Source organism: Variovorax paradoxus NBRC 15149, assembly GCF_001591365.1.
GTDB classification, from domain to species: Bacteria; Pseudomonadota; Gammaproteobacteria; order Burkholderiales; family Burkholderiaceae_C; genus Variovorax; species Variovorax paradoxus.
In genome coordinates this window covers 2,769,829-2,795,754 of record NZ_BCUT01000001.1, presented here as the reverse complement: position 1 = coordinate 2,795,754, position 25,926 = coordinate 2,769,829, and the positions used below count along the sequence as shown (strand labels likewise).

Here is a 25,926-nt window from a genome sequence, read left to right as displayed (position 1 = left end):
CTTCTAGAGATCCCGCAGGCGGTTGGCCAGCTCGACCGCCGATTTCACTTCCATCTTGTCGAACACGCGTGCGCGGTGGACCTCCACCGTGCGCACGCTGATGGCCAGCTGATCGGCGATCAGCTTGTTCGGCAGGCCCTCGACCACGAGCCGCATCACGTCGCGCTCGCGCTCGGTCAGTTCGGCGACGCGGCCGGCCAGGCTGCGCCGCACGCGCCGCACCTCCAGCGCCCGCAGCGAAGCGCCCAGCGCCTGCTCGATGCGGTCGACCAGGGCGTTGTCGGAGAACGGCTTCTCGCAGAAGTCGAAGGCGCCGCGCTTCACCGCATCCACGGCCGTGGGCACGTCGGCATGGCCGGTCAGGAAGATCACCGGCATGGCGTCCAGCAGGCCGCGCTCGGCGAGCCGGTCGAACAGCACCAGGCCGCTGGTGCCGGGCATGCGCACGTCCAGCAGCAGGCACAGCGGCTGGTCGGGCAGCGGGCCTTCGGCCAGGCGCAGCTCGAAGGCCTCGGCGCTCGCGAAGTGCTCGCTTTCGAGGCGGCGCGAGCGCAGCAGCCAGGCCAGCGCCTCGCGCACGCTGGCGTCGTCGTCCACGATGAAGATCAGGCCGTCGATCAGCGGTTGCATGTCATGTCGATTCCAGAGACGGGCACAAAAGCGCGGGGGTTGATCATGTACTCGGCAGGGTAAACCGGAACACGGTGCCCCGGGGCCGGTTGGGCTCGAACACCAGCACCCCGCCATGCTGCTCCACCACGGTGCGGCACAGGCTCAGTCCCAGGCCCATGCCGTCGGCGCGCGTGGTGAAGAAAGGCGTGAAGAGGCGGCCCGCCACCTCTTCGCTGATGCCGCAGCCCAGGTCGGCCACGGCAAACTCCAGCCAGCGGCGGGCATCCTCCGCGCCCGGGCCGCCGACCGCGACGACGCGCGACACGCGCAGCCGCAGCACGCGCTCGCCCCGGTGGTCCGGCGTGTCCATGGCCTGCATGGCATTGCGCGCGAGGTTGAGCAGCACCTGCTCGACCAGCGTGCGGTCGCACACGGCCGCGGGCAGGCGGTCTTCGAGCACCACCTCGATGCTCACGCCGAGCTTGCGCGCCTGCAGCCGCACCAGCGGCAGCACCGCATCGATCAGCGCCTGCGGCGCCACCGCCTCGCGCGTGCGGTCGCGGCGGCGCACGAAGTCGTGCACGCTGCGGATCACCTGGCCGGCGCGGTCGGCCTGCTCGGCAATGCGCCGCACCGCCATGGCCACCTCGGCCTGCTCGCCCTTGGCGTGCGGCCCGAGCATGTTGAGCGAGCCGGTCGCATAGCTGGCAATGGCGGCCAGCGGCTGCGTGAGCTCGTGGCTCAGCAGCGAGGCCATCTCGCCCACCGTGGCAAGCCGCGCGCTGGCCTGCAGCCGCTCCTGGCTGGCGCGCGAGAGCTCCTCGATGCGGCGCTGCTCGCTGATGTCGATGAAGGCGCTCATCCAGCCGGTCTGCACGCGGTGCGCGTTGATCAGCGGGGCCTCGAAGATGAGCACCGGAAAGCGCGTGCCGTCCTTGCGCATGAAGACCGACTCGAAGCCCTCGCGCGGCGGCATGCCGCCGGCCAGCCGGCGGGCCTGCCGCTGCTGGTATTCGTGCGCCAGCTCGGTGGGCCAGTAGGGCGCCTCGATGTCTTCGCCGCTGCCGGCCATCAGCTCTTCGGGGCTGAAGCCGACCATTTCGCAGAACGCGGGGTTCACGTAGGTGATGCGCCCCTGCAGGTCGCGCGCGCGCAGGCCGGTGATGACCGAGTCTTCCATCGCCTTGCGGAAGGCCAGCGCATCGGCCAGGTCGCGCTCGGCGCGCAGCCGGCGGCGCGTGTCGCGCGCAAGCAGCACCAGCACCGACACCAGCGCGATCGAAATCGCCGTGACCAGCGCCGTCAGCACGTTCGGAAAAAGATCGGGCGCAGCGCGCCAGCCGTCCACGCGCAGCATCAGCGCGGCGCCGGGCAGGTCGATCAGCTGCTGCGAGGTGAAGACGCGCGTCCCGGTGCGGCGCGAGGTGCCGAGCGCCACCAGGCGCGTGCCGTCGGCCTCGGTGAAGGCCACCTCCTGGCCGCGCGTGAGCGTGGGGCCGACCAGTTCGATCAGCGTGTCGCGCAGCGAGTAGCTCGCCACCAGGAAGCCGCCCGCGTCGATCGGCACGCACAGTTCCATCACCTCGACGCCGCCCCCGCCGAGGATCGGCACGTAGTGGCTCGGCGAATAGGCCGGCGCGCCCAGCTTGCGCGCGGCCGCACAGGCGAGCCCCACGTCCGACTGGTCGGCGCCGCGGCTGTCCTCGGCGATCAGCCGCATGCGGTAGGGCGTGTTCACCGCTTCGAGCGGCCGCAGCGCGGCGTCGCGCCATTCGAGCCGGAGCCATTCGCGGTGCTCGCGCAGCAGCGAGGCCGCGGCTTCGGGCCAATGCGTGCGGTCCAGGCCCGGGGCCTGGGTGGCGCGCAGGCTCTGGGCATTGCGCTGCAGGCCGATGCGAAGGTCGGACACCGCATCGGCGGTGTCGCGGTCGAGCGTGGCCTGCACCTGCTCGACCTCGTGCCGGCCCGCGAGCCACACCACGGTGACCAGCAGCGCCGACACCAGCACGGCCAGGATCAGCCAGAGGAACCAGCGCTGCCACAGCGAGCGCAGCCGCGCGAACGCCGACAGTGCCCATCGCGGCGGAGCGACAGTCAGGGCGGCCTCCTGCATCTAGAGCACGCAGTGCGAGAGCACGGGCAGCTGCGCGCGCACGCGCTCGATCTGCCCGGCGTCCAGGTCGAACAGCACCACGCCTTCTTCGCTCGCCTGCTGCGCCACCACCGTGCCCCAGGGATCGACCACCATCGACTGGCCCCAGGTGTGGCGGCCGTTCTCGTGCGTGCCGCCCTGCGCGGGCGCCACCACCCAGGCCAGGTTCTCGATGGCCCGCGCGCGCAGCAGCACCTCCCAGTGCGCGGCGCCCGTGGTGCGGGTGAAGGCGCTGGGCACCAGCAGCAGCTCGGCGCCGCGCTTGGCGAGCGCGCGGTACAGCTCGGGAAAGCGCAGGTCGTAGCACACGCTCATGCCCACGCGCCAGCGGTGGCCGTCGCGCGAGGGCAGCTCGAACATCACGGGCTCGGCGCCCGGCGCGATGACGCGGCGCTCGTCGTAGCGCTCGCTGCCGTTGTCGAAGAAAAAGAGATGGATCTTGTCGTAGCGCGCCACGCACTGGCCGTCGGGCGAATAGCACAGCGAGCTGTTGAACACGTGCTCGGCGTCGCCGCTTTCGATGGGCAGCGTGCCGCCCACGATCCAGAGCCCGAACTCGCGCGCCGCATCGGCCAGAAAGCCCTGCACGGTGCCCGCGCCGGCGGTCTCGCGCAGGCCGAGCTTGTCGGTATCGCGCGCGCCCATCATGCAGAAATACTCGGGCAGCACCGCCAGCTCGGCGCCGGCCGCGGCGGCTTGCGCGAGCAGGCCGTGGGCGCGCGCGAGGTTGGCTTCGCGGGCGATGGCCGACACCATCTGGATGGCTGCGACTTTCATGGCGTGGTCTCCGTTTTCACTTGCCCTGGCCGCCGGGCGGCACCGCGGCAGCGCCGGGCACGTTCGGCAGGATGGATCGTGGCACCTTGGCTATTTTGGGGTCGGCCCAGGTGCCTTGGATATGGAACTCCTGCGTGGCGGCGGCCGCAAGCGGCTTGCTCAGCACCCACTGCGCGAGGAAGGTGCCCAGGCCGATCGCGGGATTGATCGCGGTGGCCACCAGCGCGGCGGTGCCGGCGTTGATCTCGGGCACCACCACCACGCGCAGGTCCTGCGTTTCGCGCACGATGTCGGCCGAGCCGTCCATCAGCGCGCCCGCGTTGACGCCCTTCATCTGCAGGTTGTTGGTGCTCGCGATGCCGTTGTGGATTTTTGCGTCGCCGCGGATGAAGTCGAAGGCGAAGCCCTGGCTGAAGACATCGCGGAAATCCAGCGTGAGCCGGCGCGGCAGCGCCTGCAGGCTCAGCACGCCGAGCAGCTTGGCCAGCCCCGGGTCGGCCTTGAGGAACTGGCCCGATTCGACATTGACCTGGAGCTGCCCGCCCAGGCTCGGATAGTCGAGCGAGAACGGCGAGCCGCGCCAGTTGACGTCGCCTTCGAGCCGCCCGCTGCCGCGCCGCAGCACGCCGGACATGCCGAAGCGCGTGAGCAGGTCGCCGGCATCGGCGATGTCCAGCTTGAAGGTCATGGCCGTGCGGCGCTGCTCTGCGCGCCCGGGGGTGCCGCCCGGCGCGGCGGCCCAGGTGCCCTTGGCCGAGAAACTGGCCTCGGGCATGGTGAAGCTCAACTTGTTGAGCAGCCATTCGCGGCCCGCGCCGCCGCGGTTGACGGCGTCGATCTCGGCGCGGCCCAGGCGCTTGCCCAGCAGCTCGAAGTCGTCGATGACGATGTCGAGCGCGGGCAGCGTGCCCGGCTGCTCGTCGAGCAGGGTTTCGACCTGCCTGGCTTCGGTGGGCGCGATCTTGAGCCGCGCGAGCCGCGCATAGAGCCGCCCGGCCTGGGTGTGGCGGTATTCGGCGTAGCCGCTGAGCTCGGTGGCGTCGATGTTGGCGCGCCAGAGCGCGCCGTCGCGCGTGCCGCCGAGCACCACGTTGTGCAGCGTGCGCCCCGCGATGCCGAGCTCCTGCGCCCGCACCGCGATGCGCGTGGGCAGGTAGCCCGTGGCCGCGTCTTCGGGCCGCTCGGCACCGCCCGCCGCTTCGGGGGCGCTGCTTGCGGTGTCGCCGACCAGCGCCTGCCATGCGGGCATGTCGAGCTTCGCGACGTTGACGTTGGCCAGCACGCCCTTGTCGGGCACCGGGGCGGCCTCGCCCGGCGCAAGGCCGATGCCGATGCTGCCGCGCAGCACGCGCGCCTCGGCGCCGGAGATGTCGCGCACATACTGGGCGGCGCCGATGCGGCCGAGCTCCATCGAGAGCTGGTCCTGCACGGCGACGGCGGCGCCCGCGCGGGTCTCGCGCTGCAGCACCTTCTTCTCGATGCGCAGCGGCATCTGTTCATCCGCCGCCTTCACGAGCGGCGCGGGCAGCTGCAGCGCCAAGCCCTGCAGCGTGCTGGTGAGCAAGAACTCCGGCGCGCCGTCGCGCATCGAGAAGGTGGCCGCATAGGGCGTGCTGCCGCTCGCCTTGGCCGCGATGCGCGCGAGCCACTCGGCCTCGCGCGCCGCGCGCAGGCCCTCGGCCGTGGCGGTGCCCTGCGCCTTCAATGCCACCTCGCGGCCGGGCCCGGCAAAGCGGCCGCGGCCTTCGACGCGGACCTCGCCGCCCAGCAGCCTGGCGCTGACGCCGGCCAGCGAAAACCCCGTTTCGGTGAAGCCGACGACGCCCTTCGCATGGGCGAAGGACGGCGCCTCGGGCACCAGCTGCAGCTCGTTGTCGGTGAGCGCGATGCTGGCCTGGACCTTGGCCGCCTCGAGTGCGGCCAGCGGCAGTTCGAGGTGCAGGCGGTAGTCGGCCGTGCCGGTGGCGCGCACGCGGGACAGCACCTCGCCGGTTTCCCCGGCCAGCGGCGCGCCCACGCGCAGCAGTTCGGCGAGCGGCCCCTTGGCCTGCGCATCGACGCGCAGCAGCGCGGCATGGTGCGACATGTCGGCAATCTGCGCCTCGGCCTTGCTCACCTCGATGCCGGTGGCACCGGCCAGCCGGCCGCGCGCATTGCGCACCAGCATGCCCGCGCGCTCGAACACCAGCTCGCCCGAGAGCCCGGTGAGCGCGGGCCACACGGGCGCCGGCGCGCCGGCGCGGGCCGCGGAGGCCGGCGCCTTGGATGCCGTCGACGCTGCAATCGCCGAGGCCGGCGGCACATAGGCGTAGTTGACGTCGGCCACCTTGGCCGCGATGCGGAACTCGCCCTGCTTCGGGTCCATGAACGGCATGTCGTGCAGGTCGCCGCGCACGCGGAAGTCGACGCTGCTGGCGGTGCCCTTGGTGACCGCATCGCGCACGTAGTCGCGCGTGTGCTGGGGAATCTCGAGCGGCAGGTAGCGGAACACGCGCGTGCCGTCGGCGCGGGTCAGCTTGCCCTGCAGGTCGAGCACGCCGGGGTAGAGCGACTGCCCGCGGGACACGGCGGGATCGCTGGTGCGCCAGCTGGCTTCGGCTTCGCCGTCGGCATCGGCATTGGAGAAGCGCAGCTTGGAAACCTGCAGCTGCGCATGGCCCTTGTCGAGCTTCCACTGCAATTGGGCCGCGAGCCGGTCGATGGGAATGACCGGTTCCTCGAACACGCCCGGGAATTCGAGCGTGCCCTGCGCCATCGACAGTGCGGCGCTGCCGCCGGCCTGGGTGGCGTCGAACTCGACGGTGGCACCGCTCAGGCCCGGGGAGCCGGCATGCGGCCGCGGGGTGGCCGGCGCGGTGCTGCTGGGTCGGGCTGCAGTGGCTGGCGGGGCGGGGGTGCTTTCAGGCGCGGCTGCGGCCTGCGAGGCGACGCGCAGGCCGCTGACCCGCCCCTTGGCCTGGTAGCGCTCGGGAGCGCCCAGCGAGCCTTGCCAGTTCAGGTCGATGCGCTCGACCAGCCCGCGCGGCGCATAGGCGTCGAGCACGCGGTGCGTCGCATCGCCGAGCGGCAGCCGGTCGGCAATGAGGGCCAGCGCGGCCAGGTCGAGCCGGTCGGCGCGCAAGGCGCCCTGCTCCGGCGTGCGGCCGCGCGCGGGCGAATGCTGCAGCCACAGGTTGCCGCCGGGCCAGCGCATGCCGTCGGCGGTGTCGAACTGCAGGGCGGCGGTCGAGAACTCGAGCTTTTCCTCGTCCAGCTGGCCGGCCAGCCGCCCGGTCACCGCGCGCAGCACCAGCGGCTGCAGGCCCCGGCCCAGCGAGGCGTCGATGCGGTCGAGCCCGAGGTCGGCCGCGCCGCCCACGATCTGCCCCCGCTTCACGTCGGCCCACAGGCGCAGCGCGCCGCTGCCTTCGCGGATGCGGGCGTCGAGGGAGACATAGCGGCCCAGGCGCGTGACGTCCATGTAGGGCAGGTCGGCATAGACCTGGCCGTCCCAGCTCTGCCAGCGGCCCGAGCGCACCGACAGCAGCGGCTGGCGGAACTGCCCGCGCAGCGTGAAGCGCTCGCCCCAGCCGACCGGCGGCGTGGCGTCGAGCCTGAGGCCATGGCGCCGGGCCGTGTTGCGCGCCACAAAGCGCACGTCGGTCAGGAGCAGGGGCTCGGCCTGGCGCTGCTCGTCGGTCCAGCGCACGGTGCCGCCCTCGACCACCAACTCGCGCTGGGCGAAAAACCAGTCGGCGGCGCGGGTCTCTCCGGTGGTGTCGGTGTCCATGTGCAGGCCCGCCACGTGCAGCTTGCCGAGCACGTCGCGGCGCACGTCGAGCTGCGGCCCCTCGATGTAGAGCTGCTCGAAATTGAGGCGCCACAGCGAGCGCGGCGACACGCTGGCCACCACCCGCACGAGGCGCAGGGCTTCCCGCTTCTGGGCGTCGTGCAGCACCACGTCGCGCAATTCGAAGGCGGGAAAGAGACTATCGGAACGCGCCGTGATCGACCCGATGCGCACGGGTACCCCGATGGCCTTGCTGGCTTGTGCCTCGAGCGCGCCACGGTAATCGCCGATTCGCGGCACAATCCACGCGTGTAGGACAACCACTGACAGTGCCAGCAGAAGCCATGCAGCGATCAGTAAACCCAGCAGCCAGCGCGCCGTCGCAGCGGTGATCTTGAGCAGACGTGAAGGGGAAGACGCCGTGTCGTTCATTGAGGATCGCGCTGTGTCCGGAATTATGACCGCCAGCATTCAGAGGGGTTCCACGGAAACCAACACCAGTGTGAACCAGTTGCCAGCCACGCCATCGACAGAAGCGACCGAGGTCGCGTTCTCTTCCTATTCGCGCTTCGTCCAGCGCCTGCGCCGCAGGTATGCGGCCGAGCTTGCATTGCTTTCCCCTGGCGCGCCGCGGCGCGAGTCGATGTCAAAGGCCTACGAGGCACTGCGCGAACGCGGGGACGGCGTCGGCGATGCGCTGCGCATTGTGCGGCAGCTCGTGATGGAACGCCTGGTCACCCTCGATTGCGACGCCAACGCGCCGCTGGCCGTGGTGACCACCGCCGTGACCGAGCTCGCGGAATTCGCGCTCGACGTCGCCTGCCGCGACGCCTGCCAGGAACTCGACGCGGTGCACGGCGCGCCGCTCGGCCCCGAAGGCCAGCGCGCGCAGCTCTGGGTGGTGGGCATGGGCAAGCTCGGCGCGCGCGAGCTCAATGTGTCGAGCGACATCGACCTGATCTACCTCTACGACCTGGACGGCGAAACCCGCGGCGATGCCGACGGCCGCGGCCGCCTCTCCAACCAGGAGTATTTCTCGCGCGCCGTGAAGCGCATCTATGCGCTGGTGGGCGACGTCACCGAGCACGGCTTCGTGTTCCGCGTCGACCTTGCGCTGCGGCCGAACGGCAACTCCGGGCCCAGCGTGGTGTCGCTCGATGCGCTCGAGGAATATTTCCAGGTGCAGGGCCGCGAGTGGGAGCGCTTTGCCTGGATGAAGAGCCGGGTGGTCGCGCCGCGCGACATCGTCGCAGAAGGCCTTGCGCAGGGCCTGCGCGCCACCGTGCTGCCCTTCGTGTTCCGCCGCTACCTGGACTACAGCGTGTTCGATTCGCTGCGCACGCTGCACCGGCAGATCCGCGAGCAGTCGGCCCGGCGCAGCGCGGGGCGGCCCGAGCGCGCCAACGACGTCAAGCTCTCGCGCGGCGGCATCCGCGAGATCGAATTTACCGTGCAGCTGCTGCAGGTGGTGCGCGGCGGCCAGTTCCCCGAGCTGCGCACCCGCCCCACGCTCGACGCCCTGCAGCGGCTCGCGCGCGCCGGCCTGATGCCGCAGGAAACCGCCGACACCCTGGCTGCGGCCTACGAATTCCTGCGCCGCGTGGAGCACCGCATCCAGTACCTGGACGACCAGCAGACCCACGTGCTGCCGGTGGCTGACGACGACCTGCGCTGGATCGCGCAGACCATGGGCTACGCCGGCTGCTGCCCCTTCCTCGAGCAGCTCGACACGCACCGCGAGTTCGTGGCGCAGGAGTTCGACAAGCTGCTCGGCGGCGAGAAACCCTGCAACGGCAAGTGCAACGGCAAGAAGGCCGCCGCCCCCGCCGACCTGGCCGACCTGCTCGGCGACCTGCCGCCGGCCTTTGCCGACCGCATCCGCAACTGGTGCGAGCAGCCCCGCGTGCTGGCGCTGCGCGAGGAAACGCGCGCACGGCTGCGGCAGCTGGTGCAGCGCACCGGGCAATGGCTGAAGGAGCCCGACGGCGACGGCCCCGGCCAGACGCCGCGCCATGTCGATGCCGCCCTGCGCTGGGCCGACTGGATCGAGCCGCTCCTGCGGCGCGAGAGCTACCTGGCGCTGCTGGTCGAGCGGCCCGCGGTGCAGGAACGGCTGCTGCGGCTGCTGGGCGCCGCGAAGTGGCCGGCACGCTACCTGATGCAGCATCCGGGCGTGATCGACGAGCTCGCAAGCGACGAAATGCTCTCGGGCCGTTTCATGGCGGCCGAGTTCGAGCGCGAGCTCGAGGCGCGCCACGCCTCCCTCAGCCGCACCGGCGAAGCCGACGAGGAGCGCCTGCTGAACCTGCTGCGCCACGCCCACCACGCCGAGGTGTTCCGCACGCTGGCACGCGACGTGGACGGCCGGCTCACGGTGGAACAGGTCGCCGACGACCTGAGCGCGCTGGCCGACATCACGCTGCGCGTGACCGCCCATTGGTGCTGGCCGCACGTGCGCAACAGGCACCGCGAGCTGCCGCAGTTCGCCATCATCGGCTACGGCAAGCTCGGCGGAAAGGAGCTGGGCTACGGCAGCGACCTCGACATCGTGTTCGTCTACGAGGACGACGACGAGCGCGCGGGCGAGGTCTATGCGGCCTACGTGCGCAAGCTGATCAACTGGCTCACCGTGAAGACGCGCGAAGGCGACCTGTTCGAGATCGACACCGCCCTGCGGCCGAACGGCAATTCGGGCCTGCTGACCACGAGCTTCGAAGCCTACGAGCGCTACCAGCTCGGACGCGGCAGCAACACCGCATGGACCTGGGAGCACCAGGCCATGACGCGCGCGCGCTTCGTGCTCGGCAGCACCGAGCTCGGCACGCGCTTCGACCAGGTGCGCGAGGCCGTGCTGGTGGCGCCGCGCGACCGCGAGGCGCTCAAGGCCGAGATCATCGCCATGCGCAACAAGCTGCGCGGCGCGCGGCCGGTGAAGGCCGATCGCTTCGACGTCAAGCACAGCCCCGGCGGCATGGTCGATGCCGAGTTCGCGGTGCAGTTCCTGGTGCTGTCGGCCTCGGGCGAGCATCCGGAGCTGATTCCCAACGTCGGCAACATCGCGCTGCTGCTGCGCGCGGAAGAAGCCGGCCTGCTGCCCGAGGGCGTCGGCCGCAACGCCGCCGCCGCCTACCGCGAGCTGCGCCGCGTGCAGCACCGCGCGCGCCTCAACGAAGAACCGACCCAGGTCACCCCGCCCGCACTGGCCGCCGAGCGCGACGCCATGCTGGCGCTATGGAAGGCGGTATTTGGCTGAGCGCGCACTCTCCTTTTCCACCCCCGCGCTGGCGGCCTGCGCGGTGGCCGTCGCCGTCCTCCTTGCGGGCTGCGCGAGCGGCACGCGCAGCGGCGGCGGCGCACTGAGCGGCCGCGACGGCCCGGGCAGCAACATCCCGTCCGACCTGGACCGCGTGCCCGACGCCGAGCCCCGCATCGAAGCCATCCGCGGCAGCGGCGGCACCAGCAAGCCCTACACGGTGCTGGGCCGGGCCTACCAGCCGATCACCGACGACCGGCCGTTCCGCGAATCGGGCATTGCCTCGTGGTACGGCCGCAAGTTCCACAGCGCCTCGACCGCGAGCGGCGAGCCCTACGACATGTACGCCATGACGGCCGCGCACAAGACGCTGCCGCTGCCCAGCTACGTGCGGGTGCGCAACCCGGCCAACGGGCGCGAGGTGATCGTGCGGGTGAACGACCGCGGGCCTTTTGTCGACGGCCGCATCATCGACCTGAGCTACACGGCGGCGCTCAAGCTCGACCTGCTGCGCGGCGTGGCGCCGGTGGAAATCGAGCGCATCACGAACGAGGACATCCGCACGGGCGCATGGCGGCGCGATGCGGGGACGGCCTATGCCTCGGCCTCGCAGGCGCCGGCGCCGGCGCAGCGCGTGGCGGCTGCGCCGGTGGCCGTGCCCTCGGCCTGGGTGGCGCCGGTGGCGATGAACGCTGCAGCGCCGGCCTCGGCGACGCCGGTCGCGCCGCAAACGCCCATGGCATCCATGGCGCCCGACGACCGGGTCGCGCAGGCCGCACCGGCGCCCGAGCCGGAGGCCGCATCGCCGCGCCAGCCGATCATGGTCAGCGACCTGCCGCCGATGGCGCCGCTCACCGCGCCACCGCCGGCGCCGCGGGCCGCCGCATCGCAGGACTCTGCGCCCTCCTCCTCGCCCGCGGCCGCGGCCGCGGGCTTCTGGGTGCAGCTCGGCGCCTTCCGCGAGCGCGATGGCGCCGAGAGCCTGCGCAGCCAGGCCGCGCGCGGACTGCCCACGCTGGCGCCGCAGCTGCGCGTGTTCAGCGAAGCCGGCACGCACCGCCTGCAGGCCGGGCCCTTCGCCTCGCGCAGCGAAGCCGGCGAGGCCGTCACGCAGCTGCGCGAGAGCCTGCGCATCGCGCCGATGGTGGTCGAGCGCCGCTGATTCAAGGCCTCAGGGCATCGCCTTGGCCGCCACCGGCAGGCGCATGCCCACACCCATGCGGTTCCACGCGTTGATCTGCGCAATCGCGATCGAGAGTTCGACGATCTCGAGTTCGCTGAAATGCGCCTGGAGCGCCTCGAACTCGGCGTCGCGGGCTTCGTGGTGGCCCGGCAGGCGCGTCAGCGTTTCGGCCCAGTCCAGCGCCGCGCGTTCGCGCTCGCTGAAGAAGCTCACTTCGCGCCAGGTGGCCAGGCTGTTGATGCGCTGCCAGTCCTCGCCCTGCTGGCGCAGGTCGCGCACGTGCATGTCGAGGCAGTAGGCGCAGCCGTTGATCTGCGAGACGCGGGCAAAGACGAGGTCGATCAGCACCTTGCCGAGGCTGGACGATTCGATGGCGCCGTTGACGGCGATCATGGCCTGGAAGGCCTTGGGGGCGATCTTGAACCAGGCGAGGCGAGGGGTGGTGGTGCTGCTCATGGCGCGTACTCCAGGTGGTTGAGATGAAAAATCTGCTTGCTACCTGTTGAAGACGGGCCAGCCATCGGCCCTGTGACACGCCGCCGGAAAACTATTTCAGCGAATAGAGCTGCGCGATGCGCGCGAGCTTGTCGGGATTGCGCTGCACGCGCACGCGCACGATGCGCTCGTCCTCGATCTCGAAGGTCTGCGCCGATTCGAGCTCACCATCCAGAAAGCGCAACAGCCCCGGCTCGCCGTTGAGCTCCACCAGTTCCATGCGCACCGCGGCGCCCATGCGGCGCCAGAGCGCGAAGTACAGCTGCGCGAGCCGCTGGCTGCCGCGCAGGACCTTGCTGAAGCTCTGCACCTTGCCGCCGCCGTCGCCGATGAGCTCCACGTCTTCCGCCATCAGCGCCTTCAGCTCCTGCAGGCTGCCGCGTGCGGCCGCATCGGCAAAGGCGCGCAGCAGGCGCTGGTGGGTTTCGCGCGGCACCTGGAAGCGCGGGCGCGCCTCCTGCACCTGCGCCTTGGCGCGGTGCACCAGCTGCCGGCAGGCGGCTTCGCTCTTGCCGAGCGTGCGGGCCACCTCGTCGTAGTCGGCGTCGAACACTTCGCGCAGCAGGAAGGCGGCGCGCGCCTCGGGCGCCAGGCGCTCGAGCACGGCCAGGAAGGCGACGGAGATGTTGTCGGCGCGTTCGAGCAGCTGCTCCGGGGTGTCCGGCCCGCCGGTCAGCGTGGGCTCGGGCATCCAGGCGCCGATGTAGTGCTCGCGCTGCACCTTGGCCGCGCGCAGCCGGTCGATCGAAAGACGGGTGACGACGGTGACCAGCCAGGCTTCGGCGCTACCGAGGGCGGCCTTGTCGGCCTCGTGCCAGCGCAGCCAGGCGTCCTGCACCACCTCTTCGGCTTCCGCGACGGAGCCGAGCATGCGGTAGGCAATGCCCTGCAGGCGGCTGCGGTGGCTGTTGAAGGCGAGGGTGGGATCGTCCATGCTCACAAGACGGGCGACCCACCGGGTTTGTGACAGGCGCTTATGCGCCCTGGTACTCGGGCCTGGGGCCGAGCGTGGCGGCCAGTTCCTTGCGGTAGCGGTTGAGCTCCTGCACCGTCTTGAAGCTGCGGTTCATCAGGAGGCTCAGGTTGTGCAGGATGCGCTCGCCGACCTTGCTTTCCCAGACCGCGTCGAACTTGATCTGCTTGTCCAGCCAGTGCTCGAGCCAGTCGGGATCGGGCATGCGGCTCTGGATGGTGTCGTTGGGGAACAGCGCCTTGTTGACGTGCAGGTTGGTCGGGTGCAGCGCCTGGGCGGTGCGGCGCGCGCTGGCCATCAGCACGCCAACCTTGGTGAAGGCGGCGCGCGCCTCGTCGCCGAACTTCTCCATGGCGCGCTTCATGTAGCGCAAGTAGGCGCCGCCGTGGCGGGCCTCGTCCTGGCTCAGCGTGGTGTAGATGTGCTTGATGACCGGCTCGGTGTGCCACTGGGCGGCACGGCGGTACCAGTGGTTGAGGCGGATTTCGCCGCAGAAATGCAGCATCAGGGTTTCGAGCGGCGGGGCCGGGTCGAAGTCGAAGCGCACTTCGTGCAGTTCCTGCTCGGTGGGCGCATGCTGGGGGCTGAAGCGCTTGAGGTACTCCATGAGCACCAGCGAGTGCTTCTGCTCCTCGAAGAACCAGATCGACATGAAAGCCGAAAAATCGCTATCGTGGCGGTTGTCGCGCAGGAACATCTCGGTGGCCGGCAGTGCCGCCCACTCGGTGATGGCGTTCATCTTGATGGTCTGCGCCTGCTCTTCGGACAGCAGCGAAGCATCGAACGACTGCCAGGGAATGTCCTTGTCCATGTCCCAGCGGACAGATTCGAGTTGTCTGAAGAGTTCCGGATAAAGCATCAAAGTCTTTCTAAGGCCGTCGATTTTAGTCGGCTCGTTTGGCGCACCCATGACAGACGCGCGATGATGTGTGCATAAGCGCGGTCTTATGGCGCGAAATGCACACTTTTTTGTCTTCAGGAGCCCCCTTATGCGAATCCCTGCCGCCCTGGCCGCATGCCTTCTTGCCGCTGGCACAGCGGTCGCACAGGCCCCCTCTCCCAGCTCGTCTCCCAGTCCCACAGCCGCCCCATCCGCCCCGGCCGACGGCACCGCCGCTGCGGCCTGCCCGTCCACCCTGCAGCACACCTTCCCGCGGCTGCAGGATGAAAAACCCCAATCGCTGTGCCAGTACGCGGGCAAGGTGGTGCTGGTGGTGAACACCGCGAGCTTCTGCGGCTTTACCCCGCAATACAAGGGGCTGGAGGCGCTGGACAGCAAATACCGCGCGCGCGGGCTGGTGGTGCTGGGCTTCCCGTCCAACGATTTCGCACAGGAATCGGGCTCGAACAAGGAAATTGCCGATTTCTGCGAAAGCACCTTCGGCGTGAAATTTCCGATGTTCGCGAAGTCGTCGGTGCGCGGCGCCAATGCCAACCCGCTGTTCAAGCAGCTCGCGCTGGCCTCGGGCACCACGCCGAAGTGGAATTTCTACAAATACCTGATCGGGCGCGACGGCAAGGTGGTGCAGGCCTGGTCCAGCATGACGGCGCCTGACGAGAGCGCCTTCGTCAAGGTCATCGAGAGCCAGCTCGCGGCGGGCGGCTGAGGGCCTTGCCACCATGAACTAACGGTCACAAACGTTTACCACTGGAGGGGGAACCGGGCTGGCACACTGTGCTCATAACGAACGAGGGCAGCACATGCCTTCCAGTTTTCATGTTGCGAGGTCTTCCAGGCGTCCAGTCTGGTCGAAATCCCGAGGCGATTCTTCTCCTCCTCCCTCCCTCCCTCCTTCGCGTCGGGGCGCCTCGCAGCATTTTTGTATTTCCCGCAACGGGCGGGGCGCGGCAGATGCCGGCGCCCTGAAACGAAAAAGGCGCCTCTGGCGCCTTTTTTCATGGTTGGGTGTCGATGAAGCTGGGCCGCAGCATCAGCTTGTCGTACAGCTTGGCCAGATTGGTGTGCTGGCTGCGCCAGTCGATTTCGGGAAAGCGCAGCCCCAGCCAGCCCAGCGCGCAGCCGACGGCGATGTCCGACAGGCTCAGGTGGATGCCGCTGCAAAAGGGCTTGTCGGCCAGCCCCTTGGCCATGGCGGCGATCCCGCCTTCGACCTTGGCGCGCTGGCGCTCGATCCAGGCGGCGCTGCGCTCGCCGTCGCTGCGGCCGGACCAGGTGGCTTCCAGGCGCCAGAGCACGCCGGCGTCCATGACGCCGTCGGCCAGCGCTTCCCAGGTCTTGACCTCGGCGCGCTCGCGGCCTTGCTGGGGGATCAGCTTGCCCACGGGGGACAGGGTGTCGAGGTATTCGACGATCACGCGCGAATCGAACATCGCGTCGCCGCCTTCCATGATGAGGCAAGGCACCTTCCCGAGGGGGTTGGAGTGCGCGATGGTGGTGTCGGCCGCCCAGACGTCCTCGATCACGAACTGGTAGTCGAGACGCTTTTCAGCCAGCACCACGCGCACCTTGCGCACATAAGGGCTGGCGGCCGATCCGATCAGTTTCATGAAAGCTCTCTCCCCTTGCATTGATGACGTTTGTTCATGGTCATTTTAGGGGAAGGGCCAAAGAGCGGGCCCCGATCCGTGGCAAACGTGCATCGGCGCCAAGCCACCTAAAATTCGGGGAATGAGCTTCTCCACCGTTTCCGCCCTCTCCCCACTTGATGGCCGCTATGCGGCCAAACTCGCGGCCTTGCGCCCGCTGATGAGCGAACAGGGCTACATGCACCGGCGCGTGCAGGTCGAAGTGGCGTGGTTCATCGCGCTGTCGGACTGCGGCTTTGCCGAATTCAAGCCGCTCACGGGCGGCGCCCGCAAGTACCTGCTGGGACTGGTTTCGCACTTCTCCGAGGCCGACGCGCTGGCCATCAAGGACATCGAGAAGACCACCAACCACGACGTGAAGGCGGTCGAATACTGGATCAAGTCCAAGTTCGAAGCCCGCCCCGAGCTGCTGGCCGCCGCCGAATTCGTGCACTTTGCCTGCACCAGCGAAGACATCAACAACACCAGCCATGCGCTGCAGATCCAGGCCGCGCGCGAAAAGGTCATGCTGCCGGCCATCGACGGGCTGATTGCCAAGCTGCGCGAAATGGCGCACCAGTTCGCCGGCGTCTCGATGCTGTCGCGCACGCACGGCCAGACCGCGAGCCCCACCACCGTGGGCAAGGAAATCGCCAACGTGGCGGTACGGCTCTCGAAGGCGCGCGCGCAGATCGCTTCCGTGCAGCTGCTCGGGAAGATGAACGGCGCCGTGGGCAACTACAACGCCCACCTGGCCGCCTGGCCCGATTTCGACTGGGAGGCATTCAGCCGCAAGGTCATCGAAACGCCGGCGCCGCTCGGCCTGGGCCTGAGCTTCCAGCCCTACAGCATCCAGATCGAGCCGCACGACTACATGGCCGAGCTGTTCGACGCGGTGGCGCGCGCCAACACCATCCTGATCGACTTCTCGCGCGACGTCTGGGGCTACGTGAGCCTGGGCTACTTCAAGCAGCGGCTCAAGAAGGGCGAGATCGGCTCCTCGACCATGCCGCACAAGGTCAACCCGATCGACTTCGAGAATGCCGAGGGCAACCTGGGCCTGGCCAACGCGGTGCTGCGCCACCTGAGCGAGAAGCTGCCGATCAGCCGCTGGCAGCGCGACCTGACCGACAGCACGGTGCTGCGCAACATCGGCGTGGCCTTCGGCTATGCCACGCTGGCCTACGCGAGCCTGGCCACGGGCCTGGGCAAGCTGGAGCTCAACCAGGAAGCGCTGGCCGAAGACCTCGACGCCTCGTGGGAAGTGCTGGCCGAGCCGATCCAGACGGTGATGCGCCGCTTCGGCGTGCAGGGCGCCTACGAGCAGCTCAAGGAAGTGACGCGCGGCAAAACCGTGACGGCCGAGGCGCTGCACGGCCTGATCCGCTCGCTCGACATTCCCGAAGCGGAAAAGGAGCGCCTGCTGGCCATGACGCCCGCGAGCTACGTGGGCAAGGCGGCGGAGCTCGCCAGTAGAATCTAGCTTCCCCGCACGCCGATGCAGCAGCCGCCCGAGGGCGGCTGTTTTCTTCGTGCCACGCCCCCTTTCAGCCAACGCGCCCTCGGCGGCGCGCCAGCCAACAACCAGGCGGGGCTTTTTCGACGCCCCTGTTGTCCATGCTGCGCGCATCCCTGAGACGCCTCTGGCTCAAGATTCACCGCTGGATCGGCCTTTCGCTCGGTCCGGTCCTGGCCCTCACGGCCCTGCTTGGCGCCGTGCTGGTGGTGGCCTTGCCGATCGACCGCGATGCGCATCCCGCGCTCTTCGTCGCGCGCAGCGCGGCCGATGCGGGAACGGGGACGCCCGCGCTGCCGCTCGAACCGCTGCGCCAGCGCCTCGTGGCCGAGTTCGGCCCCGACACCACCTTCACGCTGCGCCCGCCGCGCAGCCCCGGCGAAACGCTCTGGGTGTACGTGCGCGGGCCCTGGGACGGCACGCTCTACCTCGACCCCGCGACCGGCGCGGAGCAAGGCCGGCGCGGCTCGCACGAAGGCGCCTACAACCTGCTCTTCGAGCTGCACAGCAGCCTGCTGCTGGAAGACACGGGCAAGGGCATCCTGGCGTTCGTGGCGCTGGCCTATCTTTTCCTGCTGGTCACCGGCCTGGTGCTCTGGTGGCCCGCGCGCTGGCCGCCGTCGCTGCGCATCTCGCTGAATCGCGGCCTGCTGCGCGGGCTGTTCGACCTGCACCGCACCGGCGGCGCGGTGCTCGGGCTGCTGATCGCGGTGTCGGTCTTCACGGGCGCCTACATGGCCTGGCGGCCACTCGGCGGCTTCATTTCCGCCGCCATGGGCCAGGAGGTGGTCAAGCCGCCCGTGGTTCCCAAGGGGCCCGCAACAGGTCCGCGGCTCCCGCTCGACGAACTGGTGGCCCGCGCGCAGAACGTGTTCCCAGGCCAGCCGATCGGCTACGTGCAGGTGCCGGCCAGGCCGAACCGCCCGGTGCGCGTGCGCTTCCGGCTGGCCGACGATCCGCATCCGAACGGCATCAGCTCCGTGTGGCTGCATCCGCTCACGGGCGAGGTGCTGGCGGTGCGCCGCTGGCAGGACCTGGACGCCGGCAACGGTGCGGTGGTGGTGATCTATCCGCTGCACACCGGGGTGCTGGGCGGGCCGGTGCACCAGGCGGTCACCCTGCTGCTCGGGCTGGCGCTTGGCGGGCTGGGCCTGAGCGGGATCTGGCTCTGGTGGCGGCGCCGGCGCGCGGCGGCCGCGGCCCGCGGCATCGCGCTTTCGGCCGGCAACCGCACCACGTCCTGAGCCGGACGCCCCGCAGCTTTCGATTTCTATTGGTATCCGAGGAGAAGCCTTGTTCAAGCAAAAGAAGTGCGCCGCACTGGTCATGGCGCTGTTCCCCATCAGCTTCCAGAGCCTGGCGGCCGAAGCCGAGCCGGCCGGTGCCGCATCCGGCGCGAAATCGCTGGAGGCGGTGACCGTCACCGGCGACTGGCTCGGCACGCCCAGCGAGACCAAGGTGCTCGAGCACCCGGGCGCGCGCAGCATCATCGAGCGCACGCAGATCCAGGAAAGCGGCGCCACCAGCGTGCGCGAGGCGCTGCGCCAGGTTCCCGGCGTGCAGGTGCAGGAGAGCAACGGGACGGGCGGCAGCGACATCTCGCTCAACGTGGGCGTGCGCGGCCTCACCTCGCGGCTGTCGCCGCGCTCGACCATCCTGCTGGACGGCGTGCCGCTGGCCTATGCGCCCTACGGCCAGCCGCAGCTGTCGCTGGCGCCGCTGTCGCTCGGCAGCCTGGAAGCGGTCGACGTGGTGCGCGGCGCGGGCTCGGTGCGCTATGGCCCGCAGAACGTGGGCGGCATCATCAACTTCGTGACGCGCTCGATTCCGAAGCAGTTCGCGGGCGAAGTGGGCGTGGGCGTGGAAGGCGCGGGCCATGGCGGCGGCACCAAGACCTCGCCCAGCCTGTTCGTGGGCGGCACCAACGAGAACGGCCTGGGCCTGGCGCTGCTCTATTCGGGCACGCACGGCGACGGTTTTCGCCGGAGCAACGACCACACCAGCATCGACGACCTGATGCTCAAGGGCGCCTACCGCCTGTCGAAGACCGACGACATCGCGGTGACGCTGCATCACTTCGAGGGCAAGGGCCGCATGCCGGGCGGGCTGACCACCGCGCAGTTCGCGGCCGACCCGTTCCAGTCGGACCGTCCGTTCGACGAATTCACGGGACGCCGCACCGATGGCTCGGTCAAGTACACGCACGACGACGGTGTGAACAAGTTCGAGATGCTGAGCTACTACACGGACTCCTACCGCAGCAGCTACCTCGAACAGGAAGGCACCGGCGCCAACACGGGCCGGCGGCGCCTGACCTCGGCACCGCGCAACTACAAGACCTACGCCTTCGAGCCCCGCTACTCGCGCCTGATCGACTCGGGCAGCGTGGTGCAGGAGATCAGCGTCGGCGCGCGCTACCTCAAGGAAGAGGCCTCCGAGGTGGCGACGCGCAGCGGCTACTACCAGCCGCGCCCGGGCTTCGACGCCTACGCGCTCGCCCAGCCGGCCTACCAGTCGAGCAAGGGCGGCACCACCGCCCATGCGGTCTACATCGACGACCGCATCGACTTCGGCAACTGGACGGTCACGCCCGGCGTGCGCTATGAATCGATCCGCTCGCACAACGACGTCTTCACGCTCGCGAACGGCCGGGTCACCGGCGCGAACTATCCGAAAATCGACTCCAACGAAGTGCTGCCGACGCTGTCGGTGCTCTACCGCATGAACGAGCGCTGGTCGGTGTTCGCGAACGCCGGCGTGTCGTTCGGGCCGCAGCAGTATGCGCAGCTCGCGCAGTCCACCAGCGGCCTGCACCCCGAGAAGGCCAAGACCTACGAGATCGGCACGCACTACAAGGGCGAGGCCTGGAGCGGCGAGCTCACGCTGTTCAACATCAACTTCGACAAGGAACTGTTGCTGGCCCGCTCCATCACCGGCGACGTCGGCCAGTGGACCGACCTGGGCGCCACGCGGCACCGCGGCCTGGAGTCGGCGCTGCGCTACCAGCTCGGCAGCCTGAGCGATTCGCTCAAGGGCCTGTCGGTGTCGGCCACCTACACCTACACGCAGGCGATTGCCAAGGCCGGGGCCTTTGCCGGCCGCGACCTGCCCTTCTACTCGCGCCAGGTGGCCACGCTCGGCGCGCGCTACGAGCGCGGGCCCTGGACCTTCAATGCCGACGTGTACGCGCAGTCGAAGCAGCGCTCGCCGGGCTCGCCAGACGACGGCGCGCAGTACATCACGCTGGAAGACCCGAACGGCCGGCTCGGCAACATTCCGGGCTACGCCACCATGAACCTGCGCGCGGCGTACGACTTCGGCCCCTCGATGAGCAACCTGAAGCTCGCCGTCGGCATCAAGAACCTGTTCGACCGCCGCTACTACAACCGCTCGGTCGACAACAACGGCGGCAAGTACGTGGGCCAGCCGCGCACGGTGTACCTGCAGGCCTCGGTGGCGTTCTGACGCGGCCCGTGGGGGCGCATACACTCGCGCACCCATGGCCCTCAAATCCACCATCTTCAAGGCCGCCCTCGCGGTGGCCGACATCGACCACGGCTACTACGCCGACCATGCGCTGACCCTGGCGCGCCACCCGAGCGAGACCGACGAGCGGATGATGATCCGGCTCGTCGCGCTCGCGCTCAACGCGCACAAGCTGCAGGACGTGTGCAACGGCGACGGCACGCTGGCCTTCGGCGCGGGCCTGTCGAACGTGGACGAGCCCGATGTCTGGCTGCGCGACTTCACGGGCGAGACCAAGCTGTGGATCGAGGTCGGCCAGCCCGAGGACAAGCCCGTCATCAAGGCCTGCGGCAAGGCGGACGAGGTGATCGTCTACTGCTTCAACCACGCCGCCGAGATCTGGTGGCGCGGCATCGAGAACAAGCTCACGCGCCCGCAGAACCTGCAGGTCTACCGGGTGCCGACCGAGGCCTCGCAAGCGCTGGCCGCGCTCGCGCAGCGCAGCATGCAGCTGCAGGCGACGATCCAGGAGAACACGCTGACGCTGGGCGACGGCACCCACAGCATCGACGTCGAACTGCTGCGCTGGAAGTAGCCTCAGGCCACCGGCATCATCGCGCCGCAGTGCCAGCACTGCTCGAAGCCGCCTTCGATGCGCTCGCCGCAGGCGCACTGCCAGTTGCGCTGCGGCCGGTGCTGGGCCGCATGCAGCACCTGCTGCGCGCGCTCGAACTGGGTTTCGTCGTCGATCCAGATCTCGGGCAGGCACTGGTCGGGCGGCAGCTGGCCCATGACGGCGCCCAGGTATTCGCGCTGCACCGTCGCCTCCACGCCCTCCTCCCGCAGCGCATGCACCCACAGCGCGGCAATCGCGAGGTTCGGAGCCTGGGCAAGGCGGCGCATGGGGCGGCCTCTTTCAGGGCGTGTCGTCGGGGCCGAGGGGCTCGGCGGGATCGCCCGGCCACTGCGGCGGCTCGGCCTCGCGTGCCCGCTCGGCGTACTTGTTGAAGCGCCAGGCCGAGTCTTCCATGGTGATGCGGCGCCAGGTCACGCGCTTTTCGGCCGGCGTCATGGCGGGCCAGTGCTGCACCTCGTCGAAGCTGCGCCCGCAGCCCTTGCACTGGTCGTCGCCCTGGCTGGTGGAGCAGATGGCAATGCAGGGGGTGTCGGGCGTGCTGTGGTACCAGTCGAGCCAGGCGGCCCAGGCTTTTTCAGGGAAGCCGACCTCGTCGACCTCGTCCTCGTGGTGGAACACCATGAGCGCGTAGACCTCGGCCAGCGCGCGCAACTCGGGCGCCAGCGTGATGCCGTCGGGCGAGGGGCTCTTCTCCCGCCAATGGTTGATGGCGGCCTCGATGTCGGTGATGTGAATGGCGGCCATGAAGAGAGAAAAAACAGCGAGCCGGCGATCATAGTCCGGCAATGTCCCGCGTCAGTCGAAGGTTATATGCGCTACCAAACACATAGCGACAAAGCCATTAGTCACAAGGCTTTCGAGAGCATTCCTTTTGAAGCCCGGTAATTTCGAGGTTGCCAGAACGGGGTTTGCAATGCTCTAATTCTCCTCACGAAGGGGAGTAGCTCCCAGCCGCCGTGCACCACGGCGGCATCGACAGGTCGTCAATACGAAGCACAACACTTCCGGCCTGTTGGACAACACGTGCCTCCGGGCGCGCGCTGTCGAGCAAGACCTTCGATTTGAACCTGCGCAGGTTTGGTCGAAGCGTTCCTGAATCCCCGGTCATCGCCCGGTCTTCGCCATCGCTTCGGCCTACCCGCACGGGATGGATCGAAATGCAACGCATGCGCCGGACCGCCGCCATCCAGCCCAGGATGGACGGGCCGCGCGAAGACAAGAGGAACCTATGGAACAGTTCATGACCCCGGAATTCTGGGTCGCGGTCGGTCAGATCATCATGATCGACATCCTGCTCGGCGGCGACAACGCCGTCGTCATTGCCCTGGCCTGCCGCAAGCTGCCGCCCGCGCAACGCACCAAGGGCATCCTCTGGGGCACGGCCGGTGCCATTGCGCTGCGCGTGATATTGATCTTCTTCGCGCTCACGCTGCTGGCCATTCCGTTCCTGAAACTGGTCGGCGCCGCATTGCTGTTGTGGATCGGCATCAAGCTGCTGGCGCCCGACCATGACGACGCGCACGGCAACATCCAGAGCAGCGACAAGCTGTGGGGCGCGGTCAAGACCGTGATCGTGGCCGACCTGGTGATGAGCGTGGACAACGTGATTGCGATTGCCGGTGCCGCGCAAGGCGCCGGCCAGGCGCACCAGATGCCGCTGGTGATCTTCGGCCTGCTGGTGAGCATTCCGATCATCGTCTGGGGCAGCCAGCTGGTCATCAAGCTGATGGACCGCTTCCCGATCATCATCACGCTCGGCGGCATGCTGCTGGGCTGGATTGCCGGCACCATGGCGGTGTCCGATCCCGCGCTGTCGAACACCGCGGCCTGGACCTGGGTGCCAAAGCTGCCGCAGACCGATACCATCCGGTACGCCGCAGGCATTGCCGGCGCGCTGGTGGTGCTGGCCGTCGGCAAGTGGGTGGCCATGCGCCAGGCTCGCCAGAAGCCGGCCGAAGCCGCAACGTCGTCGAGCTGACGGCTCTTCCCCCGCGCCCGGTCTTAGCCACTCTCATTACTTGAAGGAGCACCCATGGAAAAGGTCATTCTGTACGTCGACGACGCCGGCTATGCGGCCGAGCAGTTCGCCGAGCTTGCCCCCGACGCCAGCAGCGTCGTGGCTCGCCACTGGGTGCTCGTGGCCTGCGCTCCGCGCATGACGCACCGCATCAGCAAGTGGGTGAGCCACAGCGCGCGCGAGAACTGGCGCGCCAAGTGGTTCAGCAAGGTGCAGGCGCAACTGCTGCCGCTGCTCGAGCGCAATGGCGGCCAGGTGACGCCGGTGCTGGCCAAGGGCCCGCTGGCCGACCTGACGCAGCAGCTCAAGCGCGAGCATTCGGCCACGCTGGTGGTCGATGCGCGCCGCCCCAAGATCGGCGTCGACCTGGAGCCGGTCACGCCCGAACAGGCGCCCGCGCGCCAGTCGGGCTGGGCCTTTCCGGGCGCCGTGATGGGCATGGGCGCGCTGCTGGTGCTTGCGAACGAGCTGGCCGAATAACCGCGCAACCCCGTCCCCGACGAGCCCCGGTGCGGCAACGCCCCGGGGCTCGTTGTTTTGGGGGCTCTGGGGTATCCTGCGCCGCATGCGCATCATCATCAAATGGCTGCTCAGCGCTGTCGCGCTGCTGGCGGTGGCTTATCTCTACAGCGGTGTCCAGGTTGCCAGCTTCGGCTCCGCGCTGATTGCCGCGGCCGTCATCGGCCTGCTCAACATGGTCGTGCGGCCGGTGCTGGTGGTGCTGACGCTGCCGGTCACCATCGTCACGCTCGGGCTGTTCCTGTTCGTGATCAACGCACTGCTGTTCTGGGCCGCGTCGGGGCTCCTGTCCGGCTTCCAGGTCAGCGGCTTCGTGGCGGCGCTGATCGGCTCGCTGATCTATTCGCTGCTGGGCCTGGTGATCGAAGCCGCGCTGGGCGGGCTGCTCTCCAAGGGCTGAACCGGCGCTTCTCGCGCTGCCCGGCTCACCTCACTTCAGCGGCGGCTCCTCGGCTTGCCGCTTCACCAGCACCTCCACGGCCCGCGCGCGGGTGTCGATGATCGACGCCTCGTAGTGGTCGACCGGCGCGCCGGGCTTGCGCATCAGCTCCTGCGCGGCCTTGAGGCGGTCGCGTGCGGCCGGATAGTCGAGGATGGCCACGTTGGCCTCGGCATCGGCGCGCACCGCGCGCACCGAATCGTTCTGCGCGCCGTACAGGTTGGCCAGGGCCCGCCACGCGGTGGCGTCGCGCGGGTTCGTGGCCACCCAGTCGCGCAGCACCGGCACCAGGGGCGCGGGCTGGCGCGTGGCCACGGCAGCATCGGCCGCGAGCAGCATCTCGGGCCGCTCCTTCGACTTGGCGTCGAGCAGGCTCGCGGCCTTGGGGGCGCCGCCGCCGGCCAGCTCGATCTCGGCATGGAGCCAGCGCGCCAGCCTGGCGGCGGAGGCGCCGTCGGCGGTGCGCGCCGTCAGCCGCTCGGCCATGGCGCGCGCGGCCCGGAAGTCGCGCAGTTCCTTGGCCGACAGCGCGGCCGCGTAGAGCGTGCCGGCCTGCTGGGCCGCGCTGCTCTTGGCGAATTCGCCGGTGGAGGCCGCATCGACCCACAGCCGCAGCACGTCGACGCCCGGCCGCGTGAGCACGCGGGCGCGCGCGGCGATCATGGCGTGGTCCATGGCCAGCGGCATGGCCGGGGCGGTATCGAGGCGGAACTGGAAGCGCCCCTGCATGTCCGAGATGCGCTCCGACGTGAGCGGATGGCTGCGCAGGTACGGGTAGGAGCCGTTGTCGTTCAGGCGCGAGGCGTACTGCAGCTTTTCGAACATGGCGGCCGCGCCCTGCGGCGCGAAGCCGGCCTGCGTCATCACGCCAAAGCCGACGCGGTCGGCCTCGCGCTCCATGTCGCGCGAGAAGCTCAGCTGGTTCTGCATGAACAGCGCCTGGCTGCCCATCATCACGGCCTGGCCTGCATCGGCGTTGCGGCTCTTGCTGGCCGCGATCATGCCGAGGATCAGGCCGGCCAGCATCAGCGGCATCTGCCTGCCCTGCTGGTTCATGATGCGCGAGATGTGGCGCTGCGTGACGTGCGACAGCTCGTGCCCGAGCACCGTGGCCAGCTCGTCGCGGCTGCCCACCGTGGCAATCAGCCCCATGTTCAGGCCCAGGTAGCCGCCCGGCAGCGCAAAGGCATTGATGTTGCGGTCGCGCCCCAGCAGGATGGTCCAGGCAAAGCGCTCGTCGAGCTCGGGCGTGAGCTCGCCGCGCTGGCGTGCGGCGGCCAAAAGGCGCTGCCAGATGTCCTGCACGTAGGCGGCGATCACCGGGTCGTCGATGTAGTCGGTGTCGCGGTAGAGCTCGCGCGCAATCTGGTCGCCCAGCTGGCGCTCGGCACTGGCGGTCATTTCGCCGCCGTCGCCCAGGCCCGGCAGCACCTGCATCTGGGCGCGGGCCGGTATCGGCAGCAGGATCTGGCACGCTATTAAAACGGTAGCGCAGAGCGACCGCAGTGCGGACGCGGCGAAAGTTTTTTTGGTGGCAAAGGGAGTCAAGCGCGGCATTCCTCGTCCATGGCTCGGGCTCGTATGATGCACCTC

The 25,926-nt window shown here is 69.4% G+C and carries 21 protein-coding genes; 10 read left to right on the top strand and 11 right to left on the bottom strand.

The window, feature by feature from the left end; translation table 11 throughout:
- Window positions 1-3: 3 nt before the first annotated feature.
- The 4 genes from VPA02S_RS12990 to VPA02S_RS12975 are packed head-to-tail and all read right to left on the bottom strand — an operon-like array spanning window position 4 to window position 7,742.
- Window positions 4-630, bottom strand: a complete 627-nt coding sequence (locus VPA02S_RS12990; protein WP_015867895.1) for a response regulator transcription factor — start codon at window positions 628-630, stop codon at window positions 4-6.
- A gap of 43 nt (window positions 631-673) precedes the next feature.
- Window positions 674-2,725 carry a two-component system sensor histidine kinase NtrB gene (locus VPA02S_RS12985; protein WP_062363982.1) on the bottom strand — a complete coding sequence of 684 codons (2,052 nt, stop codon included), beginning with the start codon at window positions 2,723-2,725 and terminating at the stop codon, window positions 674-676.
- The gene (locus tag VPA02S_RS12980; protein ID WP_062363980.1) at window positions 2,726-3,541 is read right to left on the bottom strand and encodes a carbon-nitrogen hydrolase family protein; all 816 of its coding nucleotides are present in this window, start codon (window positions 3,539-3,541) and stop codon (window positions 2,726-2,728) included.
- Between the two features lie 16 nt (window positions 3,542-3,557).
- Entirely contained in the window at window positions 3,558-7,742 is a 4,185-nt protein-coding gene (locus tag VPA02S_RS12975) for a YhdP family protein (protein WP_062363978.1), read from the bottom strand.
- A gap of 25 nt (window positions 7,743-7,767) precedes the next feature.
- Between VPA02S_RS12975 and glnE the strand changes: the two genes are divergently transcribed.
- Window positions 7,768-10,563: a bifunctional [glutamate--ammonia ligase]-adenylyl-L-tyrosine phosphorylase/[glutamate--ammonia-ligase] adenylyltransferase gene (gene glnE / locus VPA02S_RS12970; RefSeq protein ID WP_062363976.1), complete on the top strand. Its 2,796-nt coding sequence runs from the start codon at window positions 7,768-7,770 to the stop codon at window positions 10,561-10,563.
- Window positions 10,556-11,725, top strand: coding sequence for a septal ring lytic transglycosylase RlpA family protein (locus VPA02S_RS12965; RefSeq protein ID WP_062363973.1), 1,170 nt, complete (start codon window positions 10,556-10,558; stop codon window positions 11,723-11,725). Before glnE ends, VPA02S_RS12965 begins: the two co-directional genes overlap by 8 nt.
- Before the next feature lie 9 nt (window positions 11,726-11,734).
- Here VPA02S_RS12965 and VPA02S_RS12960 read toward each other — a convergent pair whose 3' ends face one another.
- The 3 genes from VPA02S_RS12960 to VPA02S_RS12950 form a co-directional block, all read right to left on the bottom strand.
- The gene (locus VPA02S_RS12960) at window positions 11,735-12,202 is read right to left on the bottom strand and encodes a carboxymuconolactone decarboxylase family protein (RefSeq protein ID WP_062363971.1); all 468 of its coding nucleotides are present in this window, start codon (window positions 12,200-12,202) and stop codon (window positions 11,735-11,737) included.
- 91 nt (window positions 12,203-12,293) lie between these two features.
- Window positions 12,294-13,175 (bottom strand): RNA polymerase sigma-70 factor, encoded by an 882-nt coding sequence (locus VPA02S_RS12955; protein WP_018903522.1) that lies wholly within the window; start codon window positions 13,173-13,175, stop codon window positions 12,294-12,296.
- Between the two features lie 40 nt (window positions 13,176-13,215).
- Window positions 13,216-14,073, bottom strand: a complete 858-nt coding sequence (locus tag VPA02S_RS12950; protein WP_015867903.1) for a ferritin family protein — start codon at window positions 14,071-14,073, stop codon at window positions 13,216-13,218.
- Window positions 14,074-14,203: 130 nt separating this feature from the next.
- Here VPA02S_RS12950 and VPA02S_RS12945 point away from each other — a divergent pair, with 130 nt between their 5' ends.
- The gene (locus VPA02S_RS12945; protein WP_155736565.1) at window positions 14,204-14,821 is read left to right on the top strand and encodes a glutathione peroxidase; all 618 of its coding nucleotides are present in this window, start codon (window positions 14,204-14,206) and stop codon (window positions 14,819-14,821) included.
- Window positions 14,822-15,110: 289 nt separating this feature from the next.
- On the opposite strand, the gene VPA02S_RS12940 is transcribed toward VPA02S_RS12945, so the two are convergent.
- Window positions 15,111-15,722 carry a glutathione S-transferase N-terminal domain-containing protein gene (locus VPA02S_RS12940; protein ID WP_015867905.1) on the bottom strand — a complete coding sequence of 204 codons (612 nt, stop codon included), beginning with the start codon at window positions 15,720-15,722 and terminating at the stop codon, window positions 15,111-15,113.
- A 121-nt stretch (window positions 15,723-15,843) separates the two neighbouring features.
- On the opposite strand from VPA02S_RS12940, the gene purB reads away from it, so the two are divergent.
- The 4 genes from purB (at window position 15,844) to VPA02S_RS12920 (ending at window position 21,316) form a co-directional block, all read left to right on the top strand.
- The gene (purB, locus tag VPA02S_RS12935) at window positions 15,844-17,223 is read left to right on the top strand and encodes an adenylosuccinate lyase (protein WP_015867906.1); all 1,380 of its coding nucleotides are present in this window, start codon (window positions 15,844-15,846) and stop codon (window positions 17,221-17,223) included.
- A gap of 134 nt (window positions 17,224-17,357) precedes the next feature.
- Entirely contained in the window at window positions 17,358-18,500 is a 1,143-nt protein-coding gene (locus tag VPA02S_RS12930) for a PepSY-associated TM helix domain-containing protein (RefSeq protein WP_028256440.1), read from the top strand.
- Between the two features lie 82 nt (window positions 18,501-18,582).
- The gene (locus VPA02S_RS12925) at window positions 18,583-20,721 is read left to right on the top strand and encodes a TonB-dependent receptor family protein (protein ID WP_049809420.1); all 2,139 of its coding nucleotides are present in this window, start codon (window positions 18,583-18,585) and stop codon (window positions 20,719-20,721) included.
- Window positions 20,722-20,755: 34 nt separating this feature from the next.
- Window positions 20,756-21,316 (top strand): YaeQ family protein, encoded by a 561-nt coding sequence (locus VPA02S_RS12920; RefSeq protein ID WP_028254001.1) that lies wholly within the window; start codon window positions 20,756-20,758, stop codon window positions 21,314-21,316.
- A 2-nt stretch (window positions 21,317-21,318) separates the two neighbouring features.
- Here the strand turns inward: VPA02S_RS12920 and VPA02S_RS12915 are convergent, their stop codons facing one another.
- Both VPA02S_RS12915 and VPA02S_RS12910 read right to left on the bottom strand, forming a co-directional pair.
- On the bottom strand, window positions 21,319-21,624 hold the full coding sequence (locus VPA02S_RS12915) for a putative signal transducing protein (protein ID WP_015867910.1): 306 nt from the start codon (window positions 21,622-21,624) through the stop codon (window positions 21,319-21,321).
- A 13-nt stretch (window positions 21,625-21,637) separates the two neighbouring features.
- The gene (locus tag VPA02S_RS12910) at window positions 21,638-22,102 is read right to left on the bottom strand and encodes a DUF3717 domain-containing protein (RefSeq protein WP_062363969.1); all 465 of its coding nucleotides are present in this window, start codon (window positions 22,100-22,102) and stop codon (window positions 21,638-21,640) included.
- A gap of 484 nt (window positions 22,103-22,586) precedes the next feature.
- Here VPA02S_RS12910 and VPA02S_RS12905 point away from each other — a divergent pair, with 484 nt between their 5' ends.
- The 3 genes from VPA02S_RS12905 (at window position 22,587) to VPA02S_RS12895 (ending at window position 24,294) form a co-directional block, all read left to right on the top strand.
- Entirely contained in the window at window positions 22,587-23,336 is a 750-nt protein-coding gene (locus VPA02S_RS12905) for a TerC family protein (protein ID WP_025569529.1), read from the top strand.
- 54 nt (window positions 23,337-23,390) lie between these two features.
- A complete protein-coding gene (locus VPA02S_RS12900) occupies window positions 23,391-23,855 on the top strand; it encodes a hypothetical protein (protein ID WP_018903515.1) in 465 nt (154 codons plus the stop codon).
- An 85-nt stretch (window positions 23,856-23,940) separates the two neighbouring features.
- A complete protein-coding gene (locus VPA02S_RS12895; RefSeq protein WP_015867914.1) occupies window positions 23,941-24,294 on the top strand; it encodes a phage holin family protein in 354 nt (117 codons plus the stop codon).
- A 30-nt stretch (window positions 24,295-24,324) separates the two neighbouring features.
- Here VPA02S_RS12895 and VPA02S_RS12890 read toward each other — a convergent pair whose 3' ends face one another.
- Window positions 24,325-25,890, bottom strand: coding sequence for a M48 family metalloprotease (locus VPA02S_RS12890; RefSeq protein WP_025569526.1), 1,566 nt, complete (start codon window positions 25,888-25,890; stop codon window positions 24,325-24,327).
- Window positions 25,891-25,926: the final 36 nt, after the last annotated feature.

Bases quoted from the DNA above. Each gene is read 5' to 3' on its own strand.
- VPA02S_RS12990 (WP_015867895.1), bottom strand. From the start codon at position 630: ATGCAACCGCTGATCGACGGCCTGATCTTCATCGTGGACGACGACGCC.
- VPA02S_RS12985 (WP_062363982.1), bottom strand. From the start codon at position 2,725: ATGCAGGAGGCCGCCCTGACTGTCGCTCCGCCGCGATGGGCACTGTCG.
- VPA02S_RS12980 (WP_062363980.1), bottom strand. From the start codon at position 3,541: ATGAAAGTCGCAGCCATCCAGATGGTGTCGGCCATCGCCCGCGAAGCC.
- VPA02S_RS12975 (WP_062363978.1), bottom strand. From the start codon at position 7,742: ATGAACGACACGGCGTCTTCCCCTTCACGTCTGCTCAAGATCACCGCT.
- glnE (WP_062363976.1), top strand. From the start codon at position 7,768: ATGACCGCCAGCATTCAGAGGGGTTCCACGGAAACCAACACCAGTGTG.
- VPA02S_RS12960 (WP_062363971.1), bottom strand. From the start codon at position 12,202: ATGAGCAGCACCACCACCCCTCGCCTCGCCTGGTTCAAGATCGCCCCC.
- VPA02S_RS12955 (WP_018903522.1), bottom strand. From the start codon at position 13,175: ATGGACGATCCCACCCTCGCCTTCAACAGCCACCGCAGCCGCCTGCAG.
- VPA02S_RS12950 (WP_015867903.1), bottom strand. From the start codon at position 14,073: ATGCTTTATCCGGAACTCTTCAGACAACTCGAATCTGTCCGCTGGGAC.
- VPA02S_RS12945 (WP_155736565.1), top strand. From the start codon at position 14,204: ATGCGAATCCCTGCCGCCCTGGCCGCATGCCTTCTTGCCGCTGGCACA.
- VPA02S_RS12940 (WP_015867905.1), bottom strand. From the start codon at position 15,722: ATGAAACTGATCGGATCGGCCGCCAGCCCTTATGTGCGCAAGGTGCGC.
- purB (WP_015867906.1), top strand. From the start codon at position 15,844: ATGAGCTTCTCCACCGTTTCCGCCCTCTCCCCACTTGATGGCCGCTAT.
- VPA02S_RS12930 (WP_028256440.1), top strand. From the start codon at position 17,358: ATGCTGCGCGCATCCCTGAGACGCCTCTGGCTCAAGATTCACCGCTGG.
- VPA02S_RS12925 (WP_049809420.1), top strand. From the start codon at position 18,583: ATGGCGCTGTTCCCCATCAGCTTCCAGAGCCTGGCGGCCGAAGCCGAG.
- VPA02S_RS12920 (WP_028254001.1), top strand. From the start codon at position 20,756: ATGGCCCTCAAATCCACCATCTTCAAGGCCGCCCTCGCGGTGGCCGAC.
- VPA02S_RS12915 (WP_015867910.1), bottom strand. From the start codon at position 21,624: ATGCGCCGCCTTGCCCAGGCTCCGAACCTCGCGATTGCCGCGCTGTGG.
- VPA02S_RS12910 (WP_062363969.1), bottom strand. From the start codon at position 22,102: ATGGCCGCCATTCACATCACCGACATCGAGGCCGCCATCAACCATTGG.
- VPA02S_RS12905 (WP_025569529.1), top strand. From the start codon at position 22,587: ATGGAACAGTTCATGACCCCGGAATTCTGGGTCGCGGTCGGTCAGATC.
- VPA02S_RS12900 (WP_018903515.1), top strand. From the start codon at position 23,391: ATGGAAAAGGTCATTCTGTACGTCGACGACGCCGGCTATGCGGCCGAG.
- VPA02S_RS12895 (WP_015867914.1), top strand. From the start codon at position 23,941: ATGCGCATCATCATCAAATGGCTGCTCAGCGCTGTCGCGCTGCTGGCG.
- VPA02S_RS12890 (WP_025569526.1), bottom strand. From the start codon at position 25,890: ATGCCGCGCTTGACTCCCTTTGCCACCAAAAAAACTTTCGCCGCGTCC.